Source organism: Actinophytocola glycyrrhizae (genome assembly GCF_042653545.1).
Classification (GTDB): Bacteria; Actinomycetota; Actinomycetes; order Mycobacteriales; family Pseudonocardiaceae; genus Actinophytocola; species Actinophytocola glycyrrhizae.
Genome location: NZ_JBHSIS010000027.1, coordinates 40,270 through 59,008 on the forward strand (window position 1 = coordinate 40,270; position 18,739 = coordinate 59,008).

Here is an 18,739-nt window from a genome sequence, read left to right on the forward strand (position 1 = left end):
GCTCGCTGGCATGACGTTCTCGCCTGCTCCGCAGGACCTGGTGCTGACGCTGCTCGGCGCGCACCACGTACCGCGTGAGCACGGCACCGTCTGGTCCGGCGGCCTGGTGCGGCTGCTCGGCGAGTTCGGGTTCACCGAGGGTGCCGCGCGGGTCGCGCTGAGCAGGCTCGTCGCCCGCGACCTGCTGGCGCCCATCAAGAACGGCAGGCACGTGCACTACGCGCTGACCCCGAGGGCGGTGACCGTCCTCGCGGAGGGTGACCAGCGGATCTTCACCCTCGGCGAGCGCCCGCGCACCGAGACGACCTGGACCGTCCTGTGGCACTCGATCCCCGAGGACCGCAGGCTCGCCCGCACCCGGCTCGTGAGCAGGCTGCGGTTCCTCGGCTTCGGGTCGGTGCAGGACGGCACGTGGCTCGCCCCGCACGACCGCGAGAAGGAACTGGCCGCACTGCTCGCGGAACTGGACGTCGCCGAGTACGCCGGGGTCATGCTCGGCAGGCCGGCGACCGCCATCGACTTCGGCACGTTCGTGACGCGCGTGTGGGACCTCGACGAGCTTTCCGCGCGGTATCGTGACTTCGTCGAGCACTTCCGGAGCCACGAGGTCGCCGACGACCGCGCGGCCCTGTTGTTGCGCACCAGGCTGGTGCACACGTTCCGCGAGTTCCCCTTCCTCGACCCGGAGCTGCCGGAGGACCTGGTCCCCGCGCCAGACTGCCGGACAGCAGCCCTGCGCCTGTTCCACGACCTGTACCCGGCGCTGGCCCCCGCGGCCCAGCGCCACTTCGACGAGGTGACCGCGCCATGACCGATTCCGTCCCTGGTGGACAGTCCGCCGCACTGACCTACACGTCGTACCTGGCGCTCGACGAGATCCTCGGCGCACAGCGGCCCCGGTCCGACGAGCACGACGAGATGCTGTTCATCGTCATCCACCAGGTCTACGAGCTGTGGTTCAAACAGCTCCTGCACGAGCTGGCGCAACTGCAGCGCTGCCTGGAGAAGGGCGACACACCGCACTCGACGCGCACACTGCGCCGCGCGCTCACGATCCTCAAGGTCGTCGTCGCGCAGATCGACGTGCTGGAAACCATGACCCCGCGCCAGTTCACCAGCTTCCGCGAGCGGCTCGACGAGTCCAGCGGCTTCCAGTCCGGGCAGTTCCGCGAGCTGGAGGCGGTGCTCGGGCGGCGCGACAAGCGGATGCTCGCGCCGTACGGCAAGGACTCCGACGCCTACGCCCGCATCACCGCCGCGATGACCAGGCCCGCGGTGTTCGACTCGTTCCTGCGCTACCTCGCGGACGCGGGCTACGACATCCCCGCCACCGACCTCAGCCGCGACGTCGGGACACAGTGGACCGAGTCGGAGGACGTGCAGAGGGTGCTCGTGCGGGTGTACGCCGACGACGCCGGTCCGTCCACAGTGGCCGACCTGCTCGTCGACCTCGACGAGGGCATGCAGGAATGGCGGTACCGGCACGTGAAGATGGTCGAACGGACCATCGGCGGCAAGTCCGGCACCGGCGGGTCGGCGGGTGCGGCCTACCTGCGCACCACGCTGTTCAACGCCGTGTTCCCCGACCTCTGGGCCGTGCGGAGCCAGCTGTGACCACACTGGACGCCCTGCGGGCCACGCCGAACGCGCTGTCGGTCCACTACGGACGGTTCGACGTCGCCGGCCGCCTGCTGCTGACCGGGCACTCGCACCAGGCGTGGCCGGATGTCGCGCTGCACGGCCAGATCGAGGCGTTCACCGACGCGTCCACCGCCGTCGACGCCAAGTGGGACCTCGCGTTCGCGAAGGCCGAGCGGCTGCGGCAGGCCTACCGGGACCTGCTCGCCGACCCCGGCGGCGACATCGCGCTCGGCGCCAACACACACGAGCTGGTGATCCGCTTCCTGTCCAGCCTGGACCTGCGGGCCCGGCCCCGGCTCGTCACGACCGACGGCGAGTTCCACACACTGCGCCGCCAGCTCGCCCGCCTCGCCGAGGAGGGCGTCGAGGTCGTGAAGGTCGCCGCCGCCCCGGCGGAAACGCTTGCGGAGCGGCTCGCGGCCGAGGTGGACGACCGCACCGCTGCCGTGCTCGTGTCGGCCGTGTTGTTCGAGACCGCCCGGATCGTGCCCCACCTCGGCGATGTCGTCGCGGCCTGCCGGTACCAGGGCGCCGAGCTGCTCGTCGACGCCTACCACGCGCTCGGCGTCGTGCCCTTTTCGGTGCGTGGGCTGGCAGACGCGTGGATCGCCGGCGGCGGCTACAAGTACCTGCAACTCGGTGAGGGCAACTGCTTCCTGCGCCTGCCCGCGCACGCCGCCCGGCTGCGGCCGGTCGTCACGGGCTGGTTCGCCGAGTTCGAGGACCTCGCGTCGAAGGCGGCCGGGCTGGTGGGTTACGCGTCCGGCGGCGACCGCTTCGCCGGGTCCACCTACGATCCGACGAGCCACTACCGGGCCGCCGCGGTGCTCGACTTCTTCGCGGCACAGGGGCTCACACCGGCGTTCCTCCGTGCGGTTTCCCTGCACCAGAACGGGTTGCTCGCCACGCTGTTCGACGACCTGGACGCTTCCCCTGACGTGATCACCCGCGACCGGTCGGCGCCACGCGAGGCGTTCGGCGGGTTCCTCGCGCTCACCGCACCGAACGCGGGAGAGCTGCAGCGCAAGCTCGCCGAGCGTGGTGTGCTGACCGACAGCAGGGGCGACAAGCTCCGGTTCGGACCGGCGCCCTACCTGTCGGACTCGCAGCTCGAAGCCGCGATGGCCACGCTCGGCGAGGTGCTGCGTTAGCCGACCATCACCTTGCCGGCGTCGGCGTGCGGTGCGACGCGGCCCGCGTACAGGCTCTGCACACGACTGCGTTCCGTCGAGTTCGGGTTCGGGTTCGTGCACGAGACACCCGCGGAGCTACCCGACATGAGGCTGGAGCACGGGCCCGGCTTGCGGTCCGGCAGCCCGAGGATGTGGCCGAACTCGTGGGAGGCGATGCGGACCACGCTGTAGCCCTGGTTCACGGCCTGGCGGCCCATCCACACGGTACCGCTGCCGCCTGGGCGCACCGGGCCCAGTGTGGCGCGCGGCCAGCCGTTGTCGGCGATGACCTGCACGTCAGCGCGCTGTCCGGCCGCGGCCTTCACGATGCGCACGTTCGTGACACTGGCGTTCCAGATCGCGACTCCCTGTGCGACGGCGTTCACGAACTCGCCGGCGCGGGCGTCGCTGTAGGTGATGGTGACGACCGCGGCGTTGACGTCGTCATTGCCACTGGCTGCCGCCTGCGGGGCGGTGCCGGCGACCAGCGCCGCGGTCGTGGAAACGGTGGCAAGCAACCCTATAAGTGCTCGTCGGAACACGGTTACCTCCGGTTATTGCAGGGTGACTGAAGGTTAACGCTCGTTTGCCCCGCTGTCAGTGGTCACCAGTTACCGGTCAACGACCACGATTCCCTTGTGTGACGCGACGATCCGGCCACCCGCGGGCAGACCCGGGATGTGGCCGAACTCATGCGACGCGATCCGGACCGGGTCCTACCCGTCGGTCACGGCCTGCCTGCCGCACCAGGCGGTACCGCTCTCACCTGGGAAGAACGGGCCCGGCGTGGCCTGGCGGTCCTGGCCTCGGCCGACGCCGGTGGCGCCGCCACTCCGAGGACGGTTCGCCGGAAGATGTTCCCACCTCCTTCGGTCTGCCGATCCCGGACGCTGGGCGCGCAGGTCGGCGCTCGGACCGGCTGATGGTCGTGAACAGTTGCCACCTGGCAGAATGAACACGGAACGAAGTGACCTCGAGGAGGCAGGCGCGGTGCAACTGGGCGAGCTGCGTGGTGTGATCGCGCTGGACGGCCCGTCGGGGACCGGGAAGTCGACGGTGGCCCGTCGGCTCGCCGACGCGCTGGGGGCGGGGTACTTGGACACGGGCGCGATGTACCGCGCCGTGACGCTGGCCGTGCTGCGGTCGGGTGTCGCCACCGATGACGACGAGGCGGTGCTCAGCATCGCCGAGAACGTCGACCTCAAGGTCAGCACCGACCCGAACCACCAGGAGACGCTGCTGGGCGGCGAGAACGTCGGCGCCGAGATCCGCGGCCAGGCCGTGACGCTCGCCGTGTCCGCCGTGTCCGCCGTCGCCGGGGTGCGGGCGCTGCTCGTCGCTCGCCAGATGCGGATCATCGCCGAGGTGTGCGAGACGCGGGGCGGGATCGTCGTGGAGGGCCGGGACATCGGCACGGCCGTGGCGCCGGACGCCGCGCTGAAGGTGTTCCTGACCGCCTCCGCCGACGCCCGCGCACTGCGGAGGTCGTTGCAGGACAACGCCTCCGGCCGCGAAGTGTCGATCGACGACACCCGCAAGGACGTCGACCGCCGCGACCGCCTCGACTCCGGCAGGACCACCTCGCCGATGCAGCCCGCCGACGACGCGGTGTGGCTCGACACCACCGAGCTGGACCTGCAGGGCGTGCTGGACGAGATCCTGGCGCTGGTGGCCGAGCGCGATCTGCGTGGGGTGGCCGCGGGCTGGTGAGCACGCTTCCCACCGGCGCGGTCCCGTGGGTGCACGACCTCGCGCGATGGCTGGCCACGTGGTCGCACCGGCCGCTGTTCCGGATCCGCATCCACCACCGGTCGCGGGTGCCCTCGACCGGACCGGTCGTGCTGGTGGCCAACCACAGCTCGTTCGTCGAGCCGCAGGTGCTGTTCGGGCTGGTGGGCAGGCGCGCGGTGTTCCTCGTGAAGGCCGAGCTGTCGCGGGGGATCGCCGGCCGGGCGTTCCGGTGGATCGGGCAGATCATGGTGCGGCGGGGGATCGCGGACCGCGAGCCGCTGATGGCGGCGGTCGCGGTGCTGCGTTCCGGCGGCCTGGTCGGCGTTTTCCCCGAGGGCACAAGGGGAACCGGTGACGTCGCGCACGCGGAACAGGGCGCGGCCTGGCTCGTGCGCATGACCGACGCGGTCGTCCTGCCGGTCGCCACGCGCGGCACGTACCGGCCGCCCGGCGCGCGGCGGAGGTTCCGGCCTAAGCTGGACGTTCTGGTCGGGGAGCCGTTCCGGCTGCCCGTCCAGCGTGGACGCACGGGCCTCGTCGCCGCGACGGAGGATATTCGCAAGCACCTGGCGGACCTGGTGCGTGAACTGGATGAGCAACGCAATGACTGAGCTGGATGGCACCTGGGCCGAGGAGTCCGACTGGACCGCGGTCGACGAGGAGTTCGGCCACCCCGACGACACCGACGGTGAGCCCCCACAGCCCGTGCTGGCCGTGGTCGGCAGGCCGAACGTGGGCAAGTCGACCCTGGTCAACCGCATTCTGGGCCGCCGAGAGGCGGTCGTACAGGACAAACCAGGCGTGACCCGTGACCGGGTGGCCTACGACGCCCTGTGGAACGGCCGCCGCTTCACCGTGGTCGACACCGGCGGCTGGGACCCGAAGGCGGACGGCCTGCAGGCATCGGTCACCGCGCAGGCCGAGCTGGCGATGCGCACAGCGGACGCGGTGCTGCTGGTGGTGGACGCGTCGGTGGGCGCGACGACAACCGACGAAGCGGCGGCACGCGTACTCCGCCGCTCCGCCAAGCCGGTACTGCTGGCCGCGAACAAGGTCGACGACGACCGCCTGCTGGCCGACGTGGCGTCCCTGTGGTCCCTGGGCCTCGGTGAACCGTTCCCGGTGAGCGCCCTGCACGGCCGCAACTCGGGCGACCTGCTGGACGCCGTGCTGCACGCCCTCCCGAGCACGCCCCGCGAGTCGTTCGGCACCGTTCGGGGTCCGCGCCGGGTGGCGCTGGTCGGCAAACCGAACGTGGGCAAGTCGAGCCTCCTGAACCGCCTGGTGGGGGAGGAACGAGCGGTAGTCGACGCGGTCGCGGGCACAACCGTCGACCCGGTCGACTCGCTGGTGGAGCTGGACGGCGAGGTCTGGCAGTTCGTGGACACCGCGGGCCTGCGCAAACGGGTCAAGACGGCGAGCGGCATGGAGTACTACGCGTCGCTGCGCACCAGGGCTGCCATCGAGTCCGCCGAGGTCGCCATCGTCCTGCTCGACGCCTCGGAACCGATCTCGGAACAAGACCTACGAGTACTGACCATGGTCGTGGACGCGGGCCGCGCCTGCGTACTGGCGTTCAACAAGTGGGACCTGGTCGACGAGGACCGCCGCCACCAGCTGGTCCGCGAACTGGACCGCGGCCTGGTCCGAGTCCCGTGGGCGGAACGCATCAACGTATCGGCACTCACCGGCCGTTCCGTCCGCAAACTGGCCCCCGCCCTCCGGACCGCACTGACGTCCTGGGACCAGCGAGTATCGACGGGCCAGCTCAACTCCTGGCTGTCGGACCTCATCGCCGCCACCCCGCCCCCCGTCCGCAGCGGCAAGCAGCCGAAGGTCCTGTTCGCCACCCAGGCACAGACCAGACCCCCGACACTCGTGCTGTTCACGACCGGCTTCCTGGAGGCCGGCTACCGCAGGTTCATCGAACGCCGGTTCCGCGAACAGTTCGGTTTCACCGGCACCCCGATCCGCCTGTCGGTCCGCGTACGCGAAAAGCGCCCCCGTAAGAACTGACGGAAGGCATACGCTAGGCTGATCGCGCACCTCCTCGAAGAGGAGATGCGGCCGGGCTGTGGCGCAGTTTGGTAGCGCACTTGACTGGGGGTCAAGGGGTCGCAGGTTCAAATCCTGTCAGCCCGACCAGGGAAGAGGCCGTCTACGCAGGTAGGCGGCTTTTTTCGTGCCCTCTGGACGGGCTGACGGACAAGATCAAACTTGCTCACATCCACATTTTGTACACATGAGGTTCCGCGTAGGGCCACTGATCTGCCGTTGCCGTACGAGCGGTGCTGCTTGCGTTCAGGCCGCGGCGGGGTGATCTGTCGTGCTGTCGGTTGGGGTGAGCGGAGCGGCTTGAACCCATCTCCAGGATTGAGCGACCACAGGGGCAGAGGCTGGGGCTTGGTCGCGAAAGTGAGATACCCAGGTCACCGCAGGTGAACGCCAAGATACGGACCAACTGCTGCGTGCCAACTGCTCCGCGGTGCCGCAGGCCACAGGGCTGGGGCGGCTCGGTTCCACTGGTTCCGGACAGGGGCATTGACCGCACCATGGCTGAGCTGGTGCCGGGCAGCGCTCTAGCCTGGCTGCCGGTTCAGTGGCGGGAGTCCACGCGATGAGCAACAGCTCCGGGGCGTCGGCGGGGAGCGGTGCTTCCGATGTGCGCGGTGCGCGGGCGGCGGTCGCGCCGGAGGCCGAGATTGTGGCTGTTCACGAGGGCGCGGACGGCTGGGGTGTCGTCACGGTCAGGTCGCCTGCGGGTGACTAGCAGAAGGAGCCGAGTACGCGGTGCCCGTGGCTGGTCGGTTCTCCGGTTGGCGCGTTCCCGCCGGAGGTCTTCCGGCACTCGGCGCGTACCGCGTACGACCTGGCCACGCACACCTTCGGTTGCCATGCCAGCCGGTGCGGCGAGCCACGGACGTGTACGGGGGTTCCTGCTGCGCGGCGCCGCGCACAACCTGTCGGTCCGGTTGCACGAGCCCGGTGGTGAGGACGTGTCCAGCGATCGCCCGCGCTATGACAGCTACCGGGACATGGCCATCGCCAACGGCGTGACCCCCAACGCCCCCGCCCTCCAACGCTGCCGACACAGCGGAATCGGCGCCACCGCCAAAAGAGTGGGAGACCTTGGGCGTAGAACGCGACGAGCCTGATGTCCGGCGTTCCTGACCCACTGCCGTGGGCAGCTTGTGTGTCCTACCGGCTTGCGTTCGGTGCGACTGATGCGCGGCAGTTCCGGCCAGGCGAGCTGTTCGGGCCAGACGCTCCGGACGCGCGTGGCGTACGTGATCGGGTTCCCGGTGACTGGGGAAAGATCGACTGCCCGGATGAGACCGATCCGACCGTGTCCGAGCAGGACTGGATCACGCATTTCCTAACGTTGGCGTTGAACGAAGCCGTTCACGAGGTGCTGGAGTGGTTCCAGGTCGATGGCGTGCAGTATCTGAATCCACATGGCGCCCACGAGGCGGCGATCGTCGAGCACGTCGACGCATTGGCCGAGCAATTGGCGCGGCTGGCCGAGGACGGCGGGCGGAGCCAGCTTGAGCTCGGTTGCCGCGCCCTGCAGCGACAGGTGGCCCTCCCACGTCAAGGTCATGATGTGCGCCTGATTAGGCGGCGTCCCTGAGAGCCCGGTGCCGGTTGCGATCAAGTGCTACGGCAACTTCGTCGAGTCGGTCGGGGAAGAGGTGGCCGTAGATGTCGAGGGTCATGGATGCGTCCTTGTGTCCGAGCATGGTCTGGATGACCTTGACGTCGGCGCCGGAGGCGATCGCGAGTGAGGCGGCGGTGTGTCGGAGTTTGTGTGGGGTGAGGCCGGGGAGGTCGAGTTCGGCGGCGGTGACGGCTGCGTTGAACTCGCGGGTGCGCCAGTTGTTGGCTCGCAGTGATTGGTTGCGGCGGGTGAGGAACAGTAGTTCGCTCTCGTCGCGGCCTGCGATGAGCGCGGCCAGGTCGTGACACAGGAACTCGGGGATAGGGACGGTGCGGGGTTTGCCGTTCTTGGGGAGTCCTTCGTGCTGGACACCGTTGAGCTCGTAGAAGGTGCTGGCGATGCGGATGCGGCGTTTGGCCAGATTTACTCGGCTGATGCGGAGGGCGGCTGCTTCGCCCCAGCGGATGCCGGTGTAGGCCAGGAGGCGCACGAACACGGGATTGATGGGCGCGCACGCGGTGGGCTGCTTGTACTTGGTGACCAGGGTTCCGGACGCTTCTGCCAGCGCTTCGACTTGCTCGTAGGTGAGGTAGATGTGCTCGTACTCGGGGAGGACGGGAACTTTGACGCCTCGTGCGGGGTTGCGGGGGAGTCGGGCAGGTACGCACCACTCGAGCACCATGGACAGGACGCGGTAGGCGTGTCGTGCTTGTGACGGACCGAGCCCGGAACCGCCGTCGTCTTTGGACTTGAGGAGTTTCGCGACCCAGACCTCGATGTCCTCTTTGAGGATCTTGTTGAGTGGCAGTTCGCCCCACTGCGACAGCACGTGGTTGTCGAGCAGGCCGCGGTACTTCCACCAGGTGGTGGGGCGGAGATCGTGGCGGGCGTCGAGGCACTTGTCGGCCATTTCGCTGAACTGGGCTCGTGCCGCCGCAGGGTCAACGTAAGTGCCGTCCAGGAGAGTGCGCTCGATCTCGGCCCGACGGTTCTCAGCCATGGTCTTGGTAGCGCACGCCTGGGATTTCTGAGTACCGGTGTTGTCGTACCACATGACCCGCCATCGGGCCGGAGGCGTCCGGCCCTTTGCTTTCGCGTTCTTAACCGCCTCTTTGTACTGCTGTGCCTTGCTCATATCGTAGATCCACACGCGTGCCATTACGCGGCTCCTTGCTCTTTGACCCAGTGTTCGACTTCGGATGGCAGGTATTTGACGTACTTGCCGATTCGGCGCCCTGGCGGTCCGTACCCTTTGGTGCGCCACTGGTATAAGGTTTGTTTGGGAACGCCGAGATAGGCGGCGAGTTCGTGGATCCCCCAAAGTCTGTTCTCCATGGCACTCTCTTTTTGTTGGTGCTCATGCTGTGGGGGATCTGATGAGCGTCTTGCTTGTATTGCCGTCACAATTCGCGCTGACGCGTGTATTGCTCCATGCGTCAGCGGGTGTGGGACTTGGTGCGCTGGGGCAGAAGAGGCCGTCGGCTATCGCCGCGCGCGATTACTCCGTGTCGACGTCGTCCTGGCTCGGTTCACAGAGGCTGGGGGAGACCTGAGATCAAGTCCGTCATGGTCGATGATCAGCTGCTGACGATGCTGGTCGCTTGGCCATGAATCCCATGGTGCCTGTCAGAGGCGTCTGTCTGGTCCGCCTGCGAGTGCTGTGGCTGCGGCCATGTGTGGAGTGATTGGTGTGGAATTCTTCGTTCACCTGTGGGGTGGGTGCAGTGTGGCTGGAGTGTGGCCTAATGGGCGCCACGGGATCACCAGGGATTTCACCGAGCGAAAATTGGGTGTTGCGCTCGCGGGTTGCTGGTCGGATGGTTGCGCCCGTTGCCGAGTTTTGTGTAGCGTTCGCTGCGTTCCGCCGGATTAAGGTGGTCCAATCAGGGGGAGTTCAACGACTGCTTCGTGGTGATCAGTTGGTGTCTGCTGCTCTGATTTGTTGTGTTGGATTTGCCGTTGGGCATACGAAAAGGGGGATGGTATGGGGAAGCGTCGGTTCGTTGCCGGCCTGTTGATGGCGGGTGCGATCGCGTCGGGGGGTGTGGCGATGGCGTCGCCCGCGTGGGCGGCTCCCGCGGGCGGCAGTGCGGACGGCACCGCGGGCGGGTCGGATGTGTCGGCGTCGTCGTGTGTGTTGTATGCGAACTCGCCGACGTCGTACGGGAGCAGGTTGAGTGGTTACGGCTCGCGGTGGGGGTGCGGGAACACGGTGACCTATTTCTGGGTGCGTGTGTACAAGCAGATTCCGTGGTGGCCGGATGCCGAGCGTGCGGTGCGGGGGACGACGTACTTCCAGAACGGCGGTATGACGGCGTCCGGAACGTGTAACGGGCGGGGTGAGTACTACACCCACTCGTCGACCGCGACCGGCGTCAGCGGCGAAGACCGCGAGTCGTACCGCCGAACCATCTGCTAGCAGACCCGTCGATCATCGTTGGAAAGGGAAGCGGTGCTGGTCCTGCGTGCGCGTGGTGTCCGCGCGGGACCAGCACCGCCCTCCGTGCGGCTGTTCTGGAGAAGGGGTGAGTATGGAGATCCAGGTGGAAGGCGTGTGTGCGGCATACGGGCGTCGGCGAGTGCTGCATGACGTGGACTGGATGGTGCGACCCGGTGTGACGGGCCTGCTGGGCCCGAACGGATCGGGAAAGACGACATTGCTGTCTGTCCTGATTGGTCTGCTGCGGCCGACACACGGGTCGGTGACCGTCCACAGTGATGGGGCGTCCGGCTCCGCGCGGCTCGTTGTTCACGGCGAGCACAAGAACGACGTCGAGGACGCTCGTGATGGCACGCGGGTGCGGTTCGGGTTCGTGCCGCAGCGGTGGTCGGTGGCGGGTCACATGCGGGTGGTGGACGTGGTGGCGTACACGGCGTGGGTCAACGGCATGCCGCCCAGGGAGTGTGGGCCCGCGGCCTACACCGCGCTGCAGGAGGTGGCATTGACGAACCAGGCAAAGGATCGCGTCCGGACACTGTCGGGTGGGCAACGTCAGCGGCTGGGGATCGCGGCCGGTCTGGCGCATGACCCGGAGGTGCTGGTGCTGGATGAGCCGACGGTTGGGCTGGATCCGGCGCAGCGCTGGCGGGTTCGGGACATGGTCGCTGAGATCGGCCGCACTCGTACGGTGGTGCTGTCGAGCCATCTCCTCGACGAGATCGCGCACCTGTCTGATCGGGTGGGGGTGCTCGCGGCGGGGCGGCTGGTGTTCGACGGCACCGTGGCGGAGCTGGAGCGGCACGCGACCGGCCATGGCAGCGCCGACGGCGGTGGTGACGGTGATGGCTTGCCGGGCGCGATCCACGGGATCGTTGGTGGTGAGGTGGGTGCTGTGCGGCGTTCACCGATCGAGCGCGGGTACGAGCGATTGCTGGCGTCGGTCGAGGCCGCGGAATGAACGCACGAGCGCGTGTACGCGGGTTGGTCCGGGGTTCGTGGTGGCCGCTGGCGCCGGTCGTCGTGGTAACGCCAGCGGTGGCGATCGTTTTGGTTGTGGTGGTGATGACCTGGCCGATGCTGGGGTGGCCACATCCGCTGTGGGTGCAGACCAGTGCCCAGTTCCACCAGCAGTTCACGTGGGCGGGGTTGATCGCCGGCACGGCGGCGTGCTGGTACGCGGTGCAGTTCCATCAGGTGGACCGGATCTGGGTGCAGCCGCGGGCGCCGCGGCTCGGGGCGCCGGTGGTGGTGCGGCACCTGACAGTGCTCGTCTGCTGGTGGGTCGGTGCTTATGTGGTGGCGCTGGTGCCGTTGGTGGTGGCGACGCTGGCGTCGGGTGGTGTGGGCGCGCCGGATCCGCTGGTGATGGTGTCGGGGGTGCTGGCGATGATGGCGGCGGTGATGCTCGGCTACGCGCTGGGCACAGTCCTACCGGCGCTGGTGATGGTGCCGATCACGGCAGCGGGGTTTTACGCGCTGCTGGTGGTGGGACATGCGGCGGGCGATAGCTACGCGGTGGTGGCTCCGGTGCTGTTCCTGGAGCCGGAGTTGGGGCAGCGTGAGTCACCGGTGCTGGTGGTGTTCCGCATCGCCGTGTTTGTTGCGGTGGCGGTCGCTGGGGCTGGGCTGGCGATCCGGTGCCTGCACCGGGTACAGGCCGGGCTGGCGAACAGGACGGGGCAGCGGTGGCGGCGCGCCGCCGACATCGCGATGTACGCGGCGGTGCCCGCTGTGCTGATCACGGGCTCGGTCATCCAGCGACCGGCGGTGTTCGCGGTCGACGAGCAACCGCTCGCGGTATGTGAGGTGCACCGTGAGATCCGGTACTGCGTGCACACCGACCAGCAAGCACGCCTGCCCGCGCTGATCGACAGCGTGGATCCCGTGATCGCCCGGTACGGCACCACCCCGGACGTCCTCACCCAGGTCTGGGACCAGTCCCTGGCCTTCGGCCCGATCGACGTCGACGTGGCGCGGACACTGCAGATCGCGTTCCTGAAACCGAACGGGGCGATCGAGACCGATATCCCGGGCGCGCTGGCCGGCATCTACAGCTGCGCCTACGCCAACGCGTCCAACGACAACGGTGACGGTGACGGTGGTGGCACTGGTGCGGAGCCGGGGAGGGTGGCCGATGTGCCAGGAGACGTACTCCGCTTTCTCGCCGAGCCGGACGAACCACCGTCCGGGGTGTTCGCGGGGATGCCGGTGGCGGACGTTCAGACCTGGATCCGACAGCACCAGCAGCAGCTGCACACCTGCACACTCACCGCAAGGGACCTTCCACAGCCATGATCACCGCGATACGTGTTGCCCTGGTGAGTCGGGCGGCCCACCACGCTGCGATCGTCACCGTCGCGCTGTGGGTGATCGCAGCGGCGACCGGCCGCCGCTCGCTCGAGATCGATCTGTCCGCTCGATGGCCGCCCACGAAGCTGCCCGTCGTCGAGCTGTGCGCCATTCTCGGCGCCACACTGCTGGCTCTGGTGACACGACCGCGGTTCTGGGAGTGGGACCGAACCAGCGGCGGTCGGCGACCCCGCATGGTCGCGGCGGTCACCGCTACGGCGGGCATCGTGCTACCCGCCTTGTGCGTACCCGCGGTCGTGCCCTGGCTTCCGGCAGGCGCCTCCTGGACATGGGTGCTGGCCAACGCGGTGACCCTGAGCGCCGCAGTGCAGCTGCTCGCGCCGCTGCTGACGCCGCTGGCCGGTGGCGGCATCGTGCTCGTGTGCTGGTTGGGGCTCGGCGTGGTCACGAACGTGGCACCAGGCGTGTGGAGTCCGTTAAACAGCTACCAGGAGCCCGAGAGCAACTGGGTGTTGGCGGTACTTCTCATGCTCACTGCGATCACGGTCCACGCACGTACATGCGGCAGGACGACATGGTCCTATCGACAGGCTGGCAAAGAACAATAACCCGAAAAAATCGTTCGGAAGCGGTCTGTTCGGGGAGAACGGTGTGTCGGTTGTTGGAGAACTGGAAAGTAGAGTGAAGCCGGTCTCGTCGTAGCTGCTCGCTGTGTGCTCGTCGACTGAACGAGTGGCATCGACGATGGCTCGGGTTGTGGGTACTTCCTGGTGGGGGAAGTGAGTTTGTGATTCGGGGGATCGAAATGTCTGATAACGAAATTCTTGTCGTGCGTGAGGCCTATGATCGTGCGCACGCCAGCGATGGAGAATCGCGGTTTGGTGCGTATCTGAGGCAGCATGCGCGGTACTTCGACGATGACCGAGGGTTGACGACCGATCCGGTCGAGTTCGCGTCCGCGGCGTTCGCGATCGCGCGGACACCGATCATGGGGCCGCCCTACGTCGGTACGCATCCGCGCGTGGTCCATCTCGATCAGGTGTGGGACTTCAACGACCGGTGCGGCGTCTCACTCGGATTCGCCCTGCCGACAGCCGACTGCATCGTGGATCTGCTGCCCTTCGACGTGGCTGGATGGCAGCGCGAAGGCGGCCTCGGTCCATTCTATGCCCCCGAGCGACTCGATCGCATTTCCGGCTACACCCAGTTGGTCGTGCGCATACCGTTACCGGCAGAGCTGTTGCCGGCACCTGCCTACACATGGATGAGCGAACCGGACGTGCACGTTGCCAAGCGCGCAGTGCGGACGATCTGCAACCACACCAACAGCCTGCTCGTCCGTCTCGCCAGCCATCTGGACTCTGCACGAGACATGTAGACGACTTCCTGGCGTAATCGGCGAGATTATCTCTAAGCGTCAGGTGTGCCCAGGGCAGTGGCGAAGACTCCACCTGGATGCCCTTCAAACGCGGTATGTTCGCGCCGCGTCCGCGATCTACCCAAGCAGCTGGCGTTCCCGCTGGCCTCCGGGTCCGGCCGCGCAAACACGGTGAGCGACCGGCTTGTTCTGGCTGGCACGCCGGCGCCTGGTGGCGGCGCGGACAGCGCGGCGGGTGCGAAAGCAGCGAAGGCGGCAAATGTGCGGCAGTGGGTCCCTGGCTGCTACGGCATGGTCTTGGCGACGCATACCGGTAGCCCCCAAAGACTCCGCGTGACTACGGAACTGGGACAGGGCGGCATGGGGCGCGTGTCCTGGGATACGGGCCCGACGGGAGGCTGGTAGCGGTCAAGCAGGTGCGTGCCCAGCTGACCGAGGAAGCCGGCTTCCTCGCCCGGTTCAGGCAGGAGGTGGCGGCCTCGCGCACCGTGTCCGGCGCCTTACACCGCGGCCGTAGCGGGCGCGGACGTAAACGGGCCCACGCCCTGGCTCGCGTCGGTATTCGTGCCGCCGCTGCGCAACTTGCCTGGCCCGCCCAGCCGACCTGCCGATTACACCCCCCACGTCAGTAGGCTCGGTTGTGTCAAACTCGCGCCATGACAGCACCTGAGGACGATGAGTACATTGCCCTGGCCTCGGAACGTAGAGAGCTTGCCAAGGTCAGGGATAAGGCCATGGGAGTCCTGCGACGGGCATATGATCGCATCGATGCGAATGCCGGTACCGAGGCCGATTTGCTGAAGCCAATCGAGGATGTGGAGGCTGCCTGCGACTCGGTCATCGCGTTCGACCGTGACCATCCAGGTATTCGGACGTCATCGAATGCGGAGGATGACGAGCAAGTAATGGACGCTTTACGCCGTTGGGCCAACGAGTGGCCCGGTCTTCCGAACGTCAACATCTGATCCGAGCGTCGCCCCGGCTGCCTCGCGGTCGGGGCCACCATGGGGGAGTTGGTGCTAGTGGCTCGTCTCAGTACGTTGGCCCGGCAATTGGTCTTGTTGGATGAGGAGCAGAACGTCGCGATCGACAGCTACATCCGCTGGCGCAACGCCCGAGCCCGACCCAAAACCGGGTTCGCCACCGACTCACCCATCCGAACCTGGACCGACTACCCGACCAAGGTTGCGTGACGAGCCAGTAGTTCAACGCGCCTCTGCGCGGCGAGCACGGAGCGTGCTTGCCCGGTCGTGCACGGCGCGTGGAGACTTCAACCAGATCAGAACGGCGGCGGCTCGTCGATCACGTCCTCGGGGAATGGGCCCTCGTCATGCGCCGCATCGCCGCCCAGCCGAGCACGATGCCTCTCGATCCCTGACAAGTCCGGCGCTGCGACGGTCAGCATCCACGAGCGCTCCTGCGCACGGTCGTATCCCACCGGAGGAACCGTCAGGCGGGCGAGTGCATCACCACAGACGAGGACGCGTGTCTCAGGTTCCTCGCTCGCCAGCGCGACGAACGGCAGCGAAACGAACGACTCCAGGGCCTCCACGAGCAGCGAGTCCGGCACGATGGCCGTGAACTTCTGCTCGGCCCCGATGATCGCCTCACGCACCGTGCAGTGCACTAAGAACCGCTCGATCCCCTCGCCCGCCCACGCCCAGCCGCTCGATCCCCATTCCTGGGAGTACACCGGCAGCCCTGGAGCCTTGACCTCCACGGCCCAGCGATACCCGTTCTGGTTCTCCACCCAGAACGGAAGCATTCCGTCGCCTTCGAGAGCAACGTCACTGATCGGAATCGGATGGTCCTGAAAGGTGATCGGAACTCTCGCGGAGGCGGCAACGGCATGCCAGTCGGCGAGCGCGTCCGGGAGATGCCGCCACGCGTCGGCGCGCGGGCCACCGCTCTCCATCCATGGCCCGTACCATCGACGCACGAAGGCCCTGACGCTGCCGACGTCGATCGAGAGCAACTCGTCCATGGGCTCAAACGCTACCCCGGTACCTAGTGCGCATTGCCGCGGAACTTGCCGACCAACTGCCCCGTCTGGTTGTAGACCCACATCGTCGCGCCTTCAGGGAGAGCATCCTCAATCGGCCTTACCAGGGTTCCTCCTGGACGAGTGACGAGCCACAACCACCTCCCACGACGGAACCGTGGGATCAGCCTGGCTCAGCCTCCAACAAGACCAGTTACCGGGTCAACGTACTGAGACGAGCCACTAGGCCCGATCGTTCGCTGGCGCGGCCATCTGGCAGGGTGCCCGTCACTGGGCCGCGCCTAGCGCGTGATGACGGCGTCATCACGCGAGGTCAGTGCACCGCGACCACCAGCCCCTGCTCGAACTCGGCGACGATCGCTTGTCCGAGCGAGAAAGCCCTGCTCTGCTCACCGCCTCCCCTGGGTGGGAGGTCGGGGCAGACGAACTGGACCATCAGGCGTGTTGTCTGGGTTCATGTCGGTGCTTGCTGCCAGGATTCCGGCATGATGAATGAACAGGTGGGGCTGGACACCGACCTGGCCGCGCCAGCAGATGACACGCACGCTCTTCTCGCGCTGCTGGCCCTTCTACCTTGGCAGCACGACGCCGCAGGCGGGCTGTTTCCCCCAGATGCGCTACGACGCCGGTGGCTCGGCGTCGACGCCCGCTCAATGCCCACCTCCCTCGCCGATGTGGACGGCCGGTGGATGTCGTTGACCAACGTCGGGACCGAGCTCAAGAAGCTGATCACCGCCGATGCCGCTGCGACCCCGGAGGCCGCGTTCATCTTGGCGATGCGCGTCCTGGACACCTTCGAACCGATGGATCTTGAAGTCGCCCGCAGCATCGGGACCCTGTTGCCAACCCAGACCGCCGGCAGGCTGTGGCTGCAGGACGTCACCGCGACTGCGTGGCAGGTCGTGGTCTCCGTCCACGGCGATCGCCGTCTGGCCGATCTTCGCGGCGCGTTGCGCGACCCGCGTCCCTGACATTGACCCGATTGCGCTAGGTTGCCGCCGGTCACATCGACCAGCGGCAGCCTGTTCGCTCTTGTGCGGGAGCGGCGACCCGGCGACGCTCGAGGACCTGGTGCTTGAGCTGGCCCAGCAGCCGTGCGGATGGCGCTACCCCGGCACACCGGACGGGCTGGCCGACGCGCAGTGGTGCTACTGGTGGTCCGATGACAGCGGCTACCGTGTCCAGCCGCCGCTGGGCGCCGACCTCGCGGTGTCGTCGGGCTCGCACACACGAACGGTGCGGTGGACGTTCGTGCTGACCCACACCGTCACCGCGCCTCAACTCGTGCCACCGGGCGAGCAGCTGCCCATGCGGCGGAACCCGCATGAACTGGCCGGCGCACGACAACCCGGCCACCCACGAGGTCGCATCCGTATCCAACTGGCTGAACAGCTCGGCGGCGGCTGCTACGCCTGCCGACGTGGGCTAGCGGTGGTGGTCGACCACCACCACCGTGCCGCAACTGCAACGCCCAGATCGACAGCTGCCCGCGCCTGGCAGGCTGCTGATGGCGGACTACCTCAATACCCCGCCCGCCGGGGCGATGGCCCTTCGGTTCCTGCGCAACCGCAGACCCGCCAGCAGCGGCTACCGCGCCCGAGTCGAATACCTGGGCTTCGGCCTGCTCCAATGACCGACCAGTGCGGGAGTTGCCGGCCGTGCGTATCGCCCGCGCCTGTCCCGCCGCTCGCTCACTGTTGTGTGCTGGCAGTGACGAGCGTGAGGCATGGGATTTCGCTAAAGCCGCAGGGACGACACGGAGCGCCAGGGACTGGCAGTCGTCGGAGCTGCCAGGACAGAACAAACGGGACGAGGCTAGCCTGACCTGTGTGACCGACCTGCTGCCTCCGGCGATCGCGGACCTGGCGAGTTGGTCGGCATGGGCGCCATTCACTGAGGCTGTTGTGTCTGCTCCCACCGCATCCGGGGTGTACCTGGTCCGGGTCGTCAATGGCCCGCTGGTCTACGTCGGGATGGCCGGTGAGCGACGCGGTCGCGGGCTGCGTGGACGCCTGGCCGTTTACCGGTCGGGCAAGGCAGCCACCAGTGGCCTCGGCGAAGCAGCCCTCAACCGAGCCCTGGCCGACCCCACGTTCGTCCAAGCACGCCTCGACGACCTCGCCGCCGGGCGGGCCCGCACTGCCCGAGGTTGGGCAGCCGCCGCCCTAACCCACACCGCGCTGGCCGTCCGCTGGGCTACCACACCCGACCGGACAGCGGCCTTGTCCCTTGAACGCACCGTCCTTCTCGCCCTCACCGATCAGGACCTGTGGAACGTCGCCAAACCGGGAACCACGCGCGGAACCCTAGACGCAGGAGACGCATGAACGCCGCCGCTCTACTCATGCCTGATCAGCGTGTCGGCAACTCTGCAGCCTGCACACCCTCCACGGCAGCAACTTCACCC

At 67.7% G+C, this 18,739-nt stretch carries 22 protein-coding genes, 1 tRNA gene and 1 pseudogene; 19 read left to right on the forward strand and 5 right to left on the reverse strand.

All coding sequences use genetic code 11. The features are described from left to right. Positions 1-10 precede the first annotated feature (10 nt). The 3 genes from ACFPCV_RS37140 to ACFPCV_RS37150 are packed head-to-tail and all read left to right on the forward strand — an operon-like array spanning position 11 to position 2,792. Positions 11-811, forward strand: coding sequence for a PaaX family transcriptional regulator (locus tag ACFPCV_RS37140; RefSeq protein ID WP_378062066.1), 801 nt, complete (start codon positions 11-13; stop codon positions 809-811). Continuing rightward, complete coding sequence (locus ACFPCV_RS37145; RefSeq protein ID WP_378062068.1) at positions 808-1,614, forward strand: tryptophan 2,3-dioxygenase; 807 nt, start codon at positions 808-810, stop codon at positions 1,612-1,614. Before ACFPCV_RS37140 ends, ACFPCV_RS37145 begins: the two co-directional genes overlap by 4 nt. Beyond that, positions 1,611-2,792 (forward strand): kynureninase/PvdN C-terminal domain-containing protein, encoded by a 1,182-nt coding sequence (locus ACFPCV_RS37150; RefSeq protein WP_378062069.1) that lies wholly within the window; start codon positions 1,611-1,613, stop codon positions 2,790-2,792. The genes ACFPCV_RS37145 and ACFPCV_RS37150 overlap by 4 nt, the downstream gene beginning before the upstream one ends. Here the strand turns inward: ACFPCV_RS37150 and ACFPCV_RS37155 are convergent. Next, on the reverse strand, positions 2,789-3,331 hold the full coding sequence (locus ACFPCV_RS37155) for a snapalysin family zinc-dependent metalloprotease (RefSeq protein ID WP_378062070.1): 543 nt from the start codon (positions 3,329-3,331) through the stop codon (positions 2,789-2,791). The two genes, ACFPCV_RS37150 and ACFPCV_RS37155, sit on opposite strands and share 4 nt — an antisense overlap. 433 nt (positions 3,332-3,764) lie before the next feature. Here ACFPCV_RS37155 and cmk point away from each other — a divergent pair, with 433 nt between their 5' ends. The 8 genes and pseudogenes from cmk (at position 3,765) to ACFPCV_RS37195 (ending at position 8,175) form a co-directional block, all read left to right on the forward strand. Continuing rightward, on the forward strand, positions 3,765-4,523 hold the full coding sequence (gene cmk / locus ACFPCV_RS37160) for a (d)CMP kinase (RefSeq protein WP_378062071.1): 759 nt from the start codon (positions 3,765-3,767) through the stop codon (positions 4,521-4,523). Then, entirely contained in the window at positions 4,520-5,155 is a 636-nt protein-coding gene (locus tag ACFPCV_RS37165) for a lysophospholipid acyltransferase family protein (protein ID WP_378062072.1), read from the forward strand. Before cmk ends, ACFPCV_RS37165 begins: the two co-directional genes overlap by 4 nt. After that, positions 5,148-6,560, forward strand: coding sequence for a ribosome biogenesis GTPase Der (der, locus tag ACFPCV_RS37170; protein WP_378062073.1), 1,413 nt, complete (start codon positions 5,148-5,150; stop codon positions 6,558-6,560). The genes ACFPCV_RS37165 and der overlap by 8 nt, the downstream gene beginning before the upstream one ends. A gap of 52 nt (positions 6,561-6,612) precedes the next feature. Then, positions 6,613-6,689 (forward strand) — tRNA-Pro (locus tag ACFPCV_RS37175). Positions 6,690-7,161: 472 nt separating this feature from the next. Then, on the forward strand, positions 7,162-7,314 hold the full coding sequence (locus ACFPCV_RS37180) for a hypothetical protein (protein ID WP_378062074.1): 153 nt from the start codon (positions 7,162-7,164) through the stop codon (positions 7,312-7,314). A gap of 15 nt (positions 7,315-7,329) precedes the next feature. Next, a pseudogene (locus tag ACFPCV_RS37185) lies at positions 7,330-7,536 on the forward strand (DUF6283 family protein); the annotation flags it as partial. Beyond that, entirely contained in the window at positions 7,439-7,699 is a 261-nt protein-coding gene (locus ACFPCV_RS37190) for a DUF6283 family protein (RefSeq protein WP_378062076.1), read from the forward strand. The pseudogene ACFPCV_RS37185 and the gene ACFPCV_RS37190, both read left to right, overlap by 98 nt. 38 nt (positions 7,700-7,737) lie before the next feature. After that, complete coding sequence (locus ACFPCV_RS37195) at positions 7,738-8,175, forward strand: hypothetical protein (protein WP_378062077.1); 438 nt, start codon at positions 7,738-7,740, stop codon at positions 8,173-8,175. Here the strand turns inward: ACFPCV_RS37195 and ACFPCV_RS37200 are convergent. Both ACFPCV_RS37200 and ACFPCV_RS37205 read right to left on the reverse strand, forming a co-directional pair. Continuing rightward, a complete protein-coding gene (locus ACFPCV_RS37200; RefSeq protein ID WP_378062078.1) occupies positions 8,159-9,361 on the reverse strand; it encodes a tyrosine-type recombinase/integrase in 1,203 nt (400 codons plus the stop codon). The two genes, ACFPCV_RS37195 and ACFPCV_RS37200, sit on opposite strands and share 17 nt — an antisense overlap. Continuing rightward, the gene (locus ACFPCV_RS37205; RefSeq protein WP_378062080.1) at positions 9,361-9,537 is read right to left on the reverse strand and encodes a helix-turn-helix transcriptional regulator; all 177 of its coding nucleotides are present in this window, start codon (positions 9,535-9,537) and stop codon (positions 9,361-9,363) included. The genes ACFPCV_RS37200 and ACFPCV_RS37205 overlap by 1 nt, the downstream gene beginning before the upstream one ends. A 649-nt stretch (positions 9,538-10,186) precedes the next feature. Here ACFPCV_RS37205 and ACFPCV_RS37210 point away from each other — a divergent pair. From ACFPCV_RS37210 to ACFPCV_RS37235, 6 genes are all read left to right on the forward strand, one after another. After that, a complete protein-coding gene (locus ACFPCV_RS37210) occupies positions 10,187-10,621 on the forward strand; it encodes a hypothetical protein (RefSeq protein WP_378062081.1) in 435 nt (144 codons plus the stop codon). A gap of 112 nt (positions 10,622-10,733) precedes the next feature. Then, complete coding sequence (locus ACFPCV_RS37215) at positions 10,734-11,600, forward strand: ABC transporter ATP-binding protein (protein ID WP_378062082.1); 867 nt, start codon at positions 10,734-10,736, stop codon at positions 11,598-11,600. A gap of 95 nt (positions 11,601-11,695) precedes the next feature. After that, positions 11,696-12,937 (forward strand): hypothetical protein, encoded by a 1,242-nt coding sequence (locus ACFPCV_RS37220; RefSeq protein WP_378062083.1) that lies wholly within the window; start codon positions 11,696-11,698, stop codon positions 12,935-12,937. Next, positions 12,934-13,560 carry a hypothetical protein gene (locus ACFPCV_RS37225; protein ID WP_378062084.1) on the forward strand — a complete coding sequence of 209 codons (627 nt, stop codon included), beginning with the start codon at positions 12,934-12,936 and terminating at the stop codon, positions 13,558-13,560. The genes ACFPCV_RS37220 and ACFPCV_RS37225 overlap by 4 nt, the downstream gene beginning before the upstream one ends. A gap of 197 nt (positions 13,561-13,757) precedes the next feature. Beyond that, positions 13,758-14,330, forward strand: coding sequence for a hypothetical protein (locus tag ACFPCV_RS37230; RefSeq protein ID WP_378062085.1), 573 nt, complete (start codon positions 13,758-13,760; stop codon positions 14,328-14,330). A gap of 656 nt (positions 14,331-14,986) precedes the next feature. Then, complete coding sequence (locus tag ACFPCV_RS37235; protein WP_378062087.1) at positions 14,987-15,295, forward strand: hypothetical protein; 309 nt, start codon at positions 14,987-14,989, stop codon at positions 15,293-15,295. 314 nt (positions 15,296-15,609) lie between these two features. Here the strand turns inward: ACFPCV_RS37235 and ACFPCV_RS37240 are convergent, their stop codons facing one another. Together ACFPCV_RS37240 and ACFPCV_RS37245 are read right to left on the reverse strand one after the other, a co-directional pair. Next, positions 15,610-16,314 (reverse strand): hypothetical protein, encoded by a 705-nt coding sequence (locus ACFPCV_RS37240; RefSeq protein ID WP_378062089.1) that lies wholly within the window; start codon positions 16,312-16,314, stop codon positions 15,610-15,612. Between the two features lie 331 nt (positions 16,315-16,645). Then, complete coding sequence (locus tag ACFPCV_RS37245) at positions 16,646-16,768, reverse strand: hypothetical protein (RefSeq protein WP_378062090.1); 123 nt, start codon at positions 16,766-16,768, stop codon at positions 16,646-16,648. Between the two features lie 49 nt (positions 16,769-16,817). On the opposite strand from ACFPCV_RS37245, the gene ACFPCV_RS37250 reads away from it, so the two are divergent. Both ACFPCV_RS37250 and ACFPCV_RS37255 read left to right on the forward strand, forming a co-directional pair. Continuing rightward, entirely contained in the window at positions 16,818-17,303 is a 486-nt protein-coding gene (locus ACFPCV_RS37250; protein ID WP_378062091.1) for a hypothetical protein, read from the forward strand. Between the two features lie 858 nt (positions 17,304-18,161). Then, positions 18,162-18,659 carry a hypothetical protein gene (locus tag ACFPCV_RS37255; RefSeq protein ID WP_378062093.1) on the forward strand — a complete coding sequence of 166 codons (498 nt, stop codon included), beginning with the start codon at positions 18,162-18,164 and terminating at the stop codon, positions 18,657-18,659. Positions 18,660-18,739: the final 80 nt, after the last annotated feature.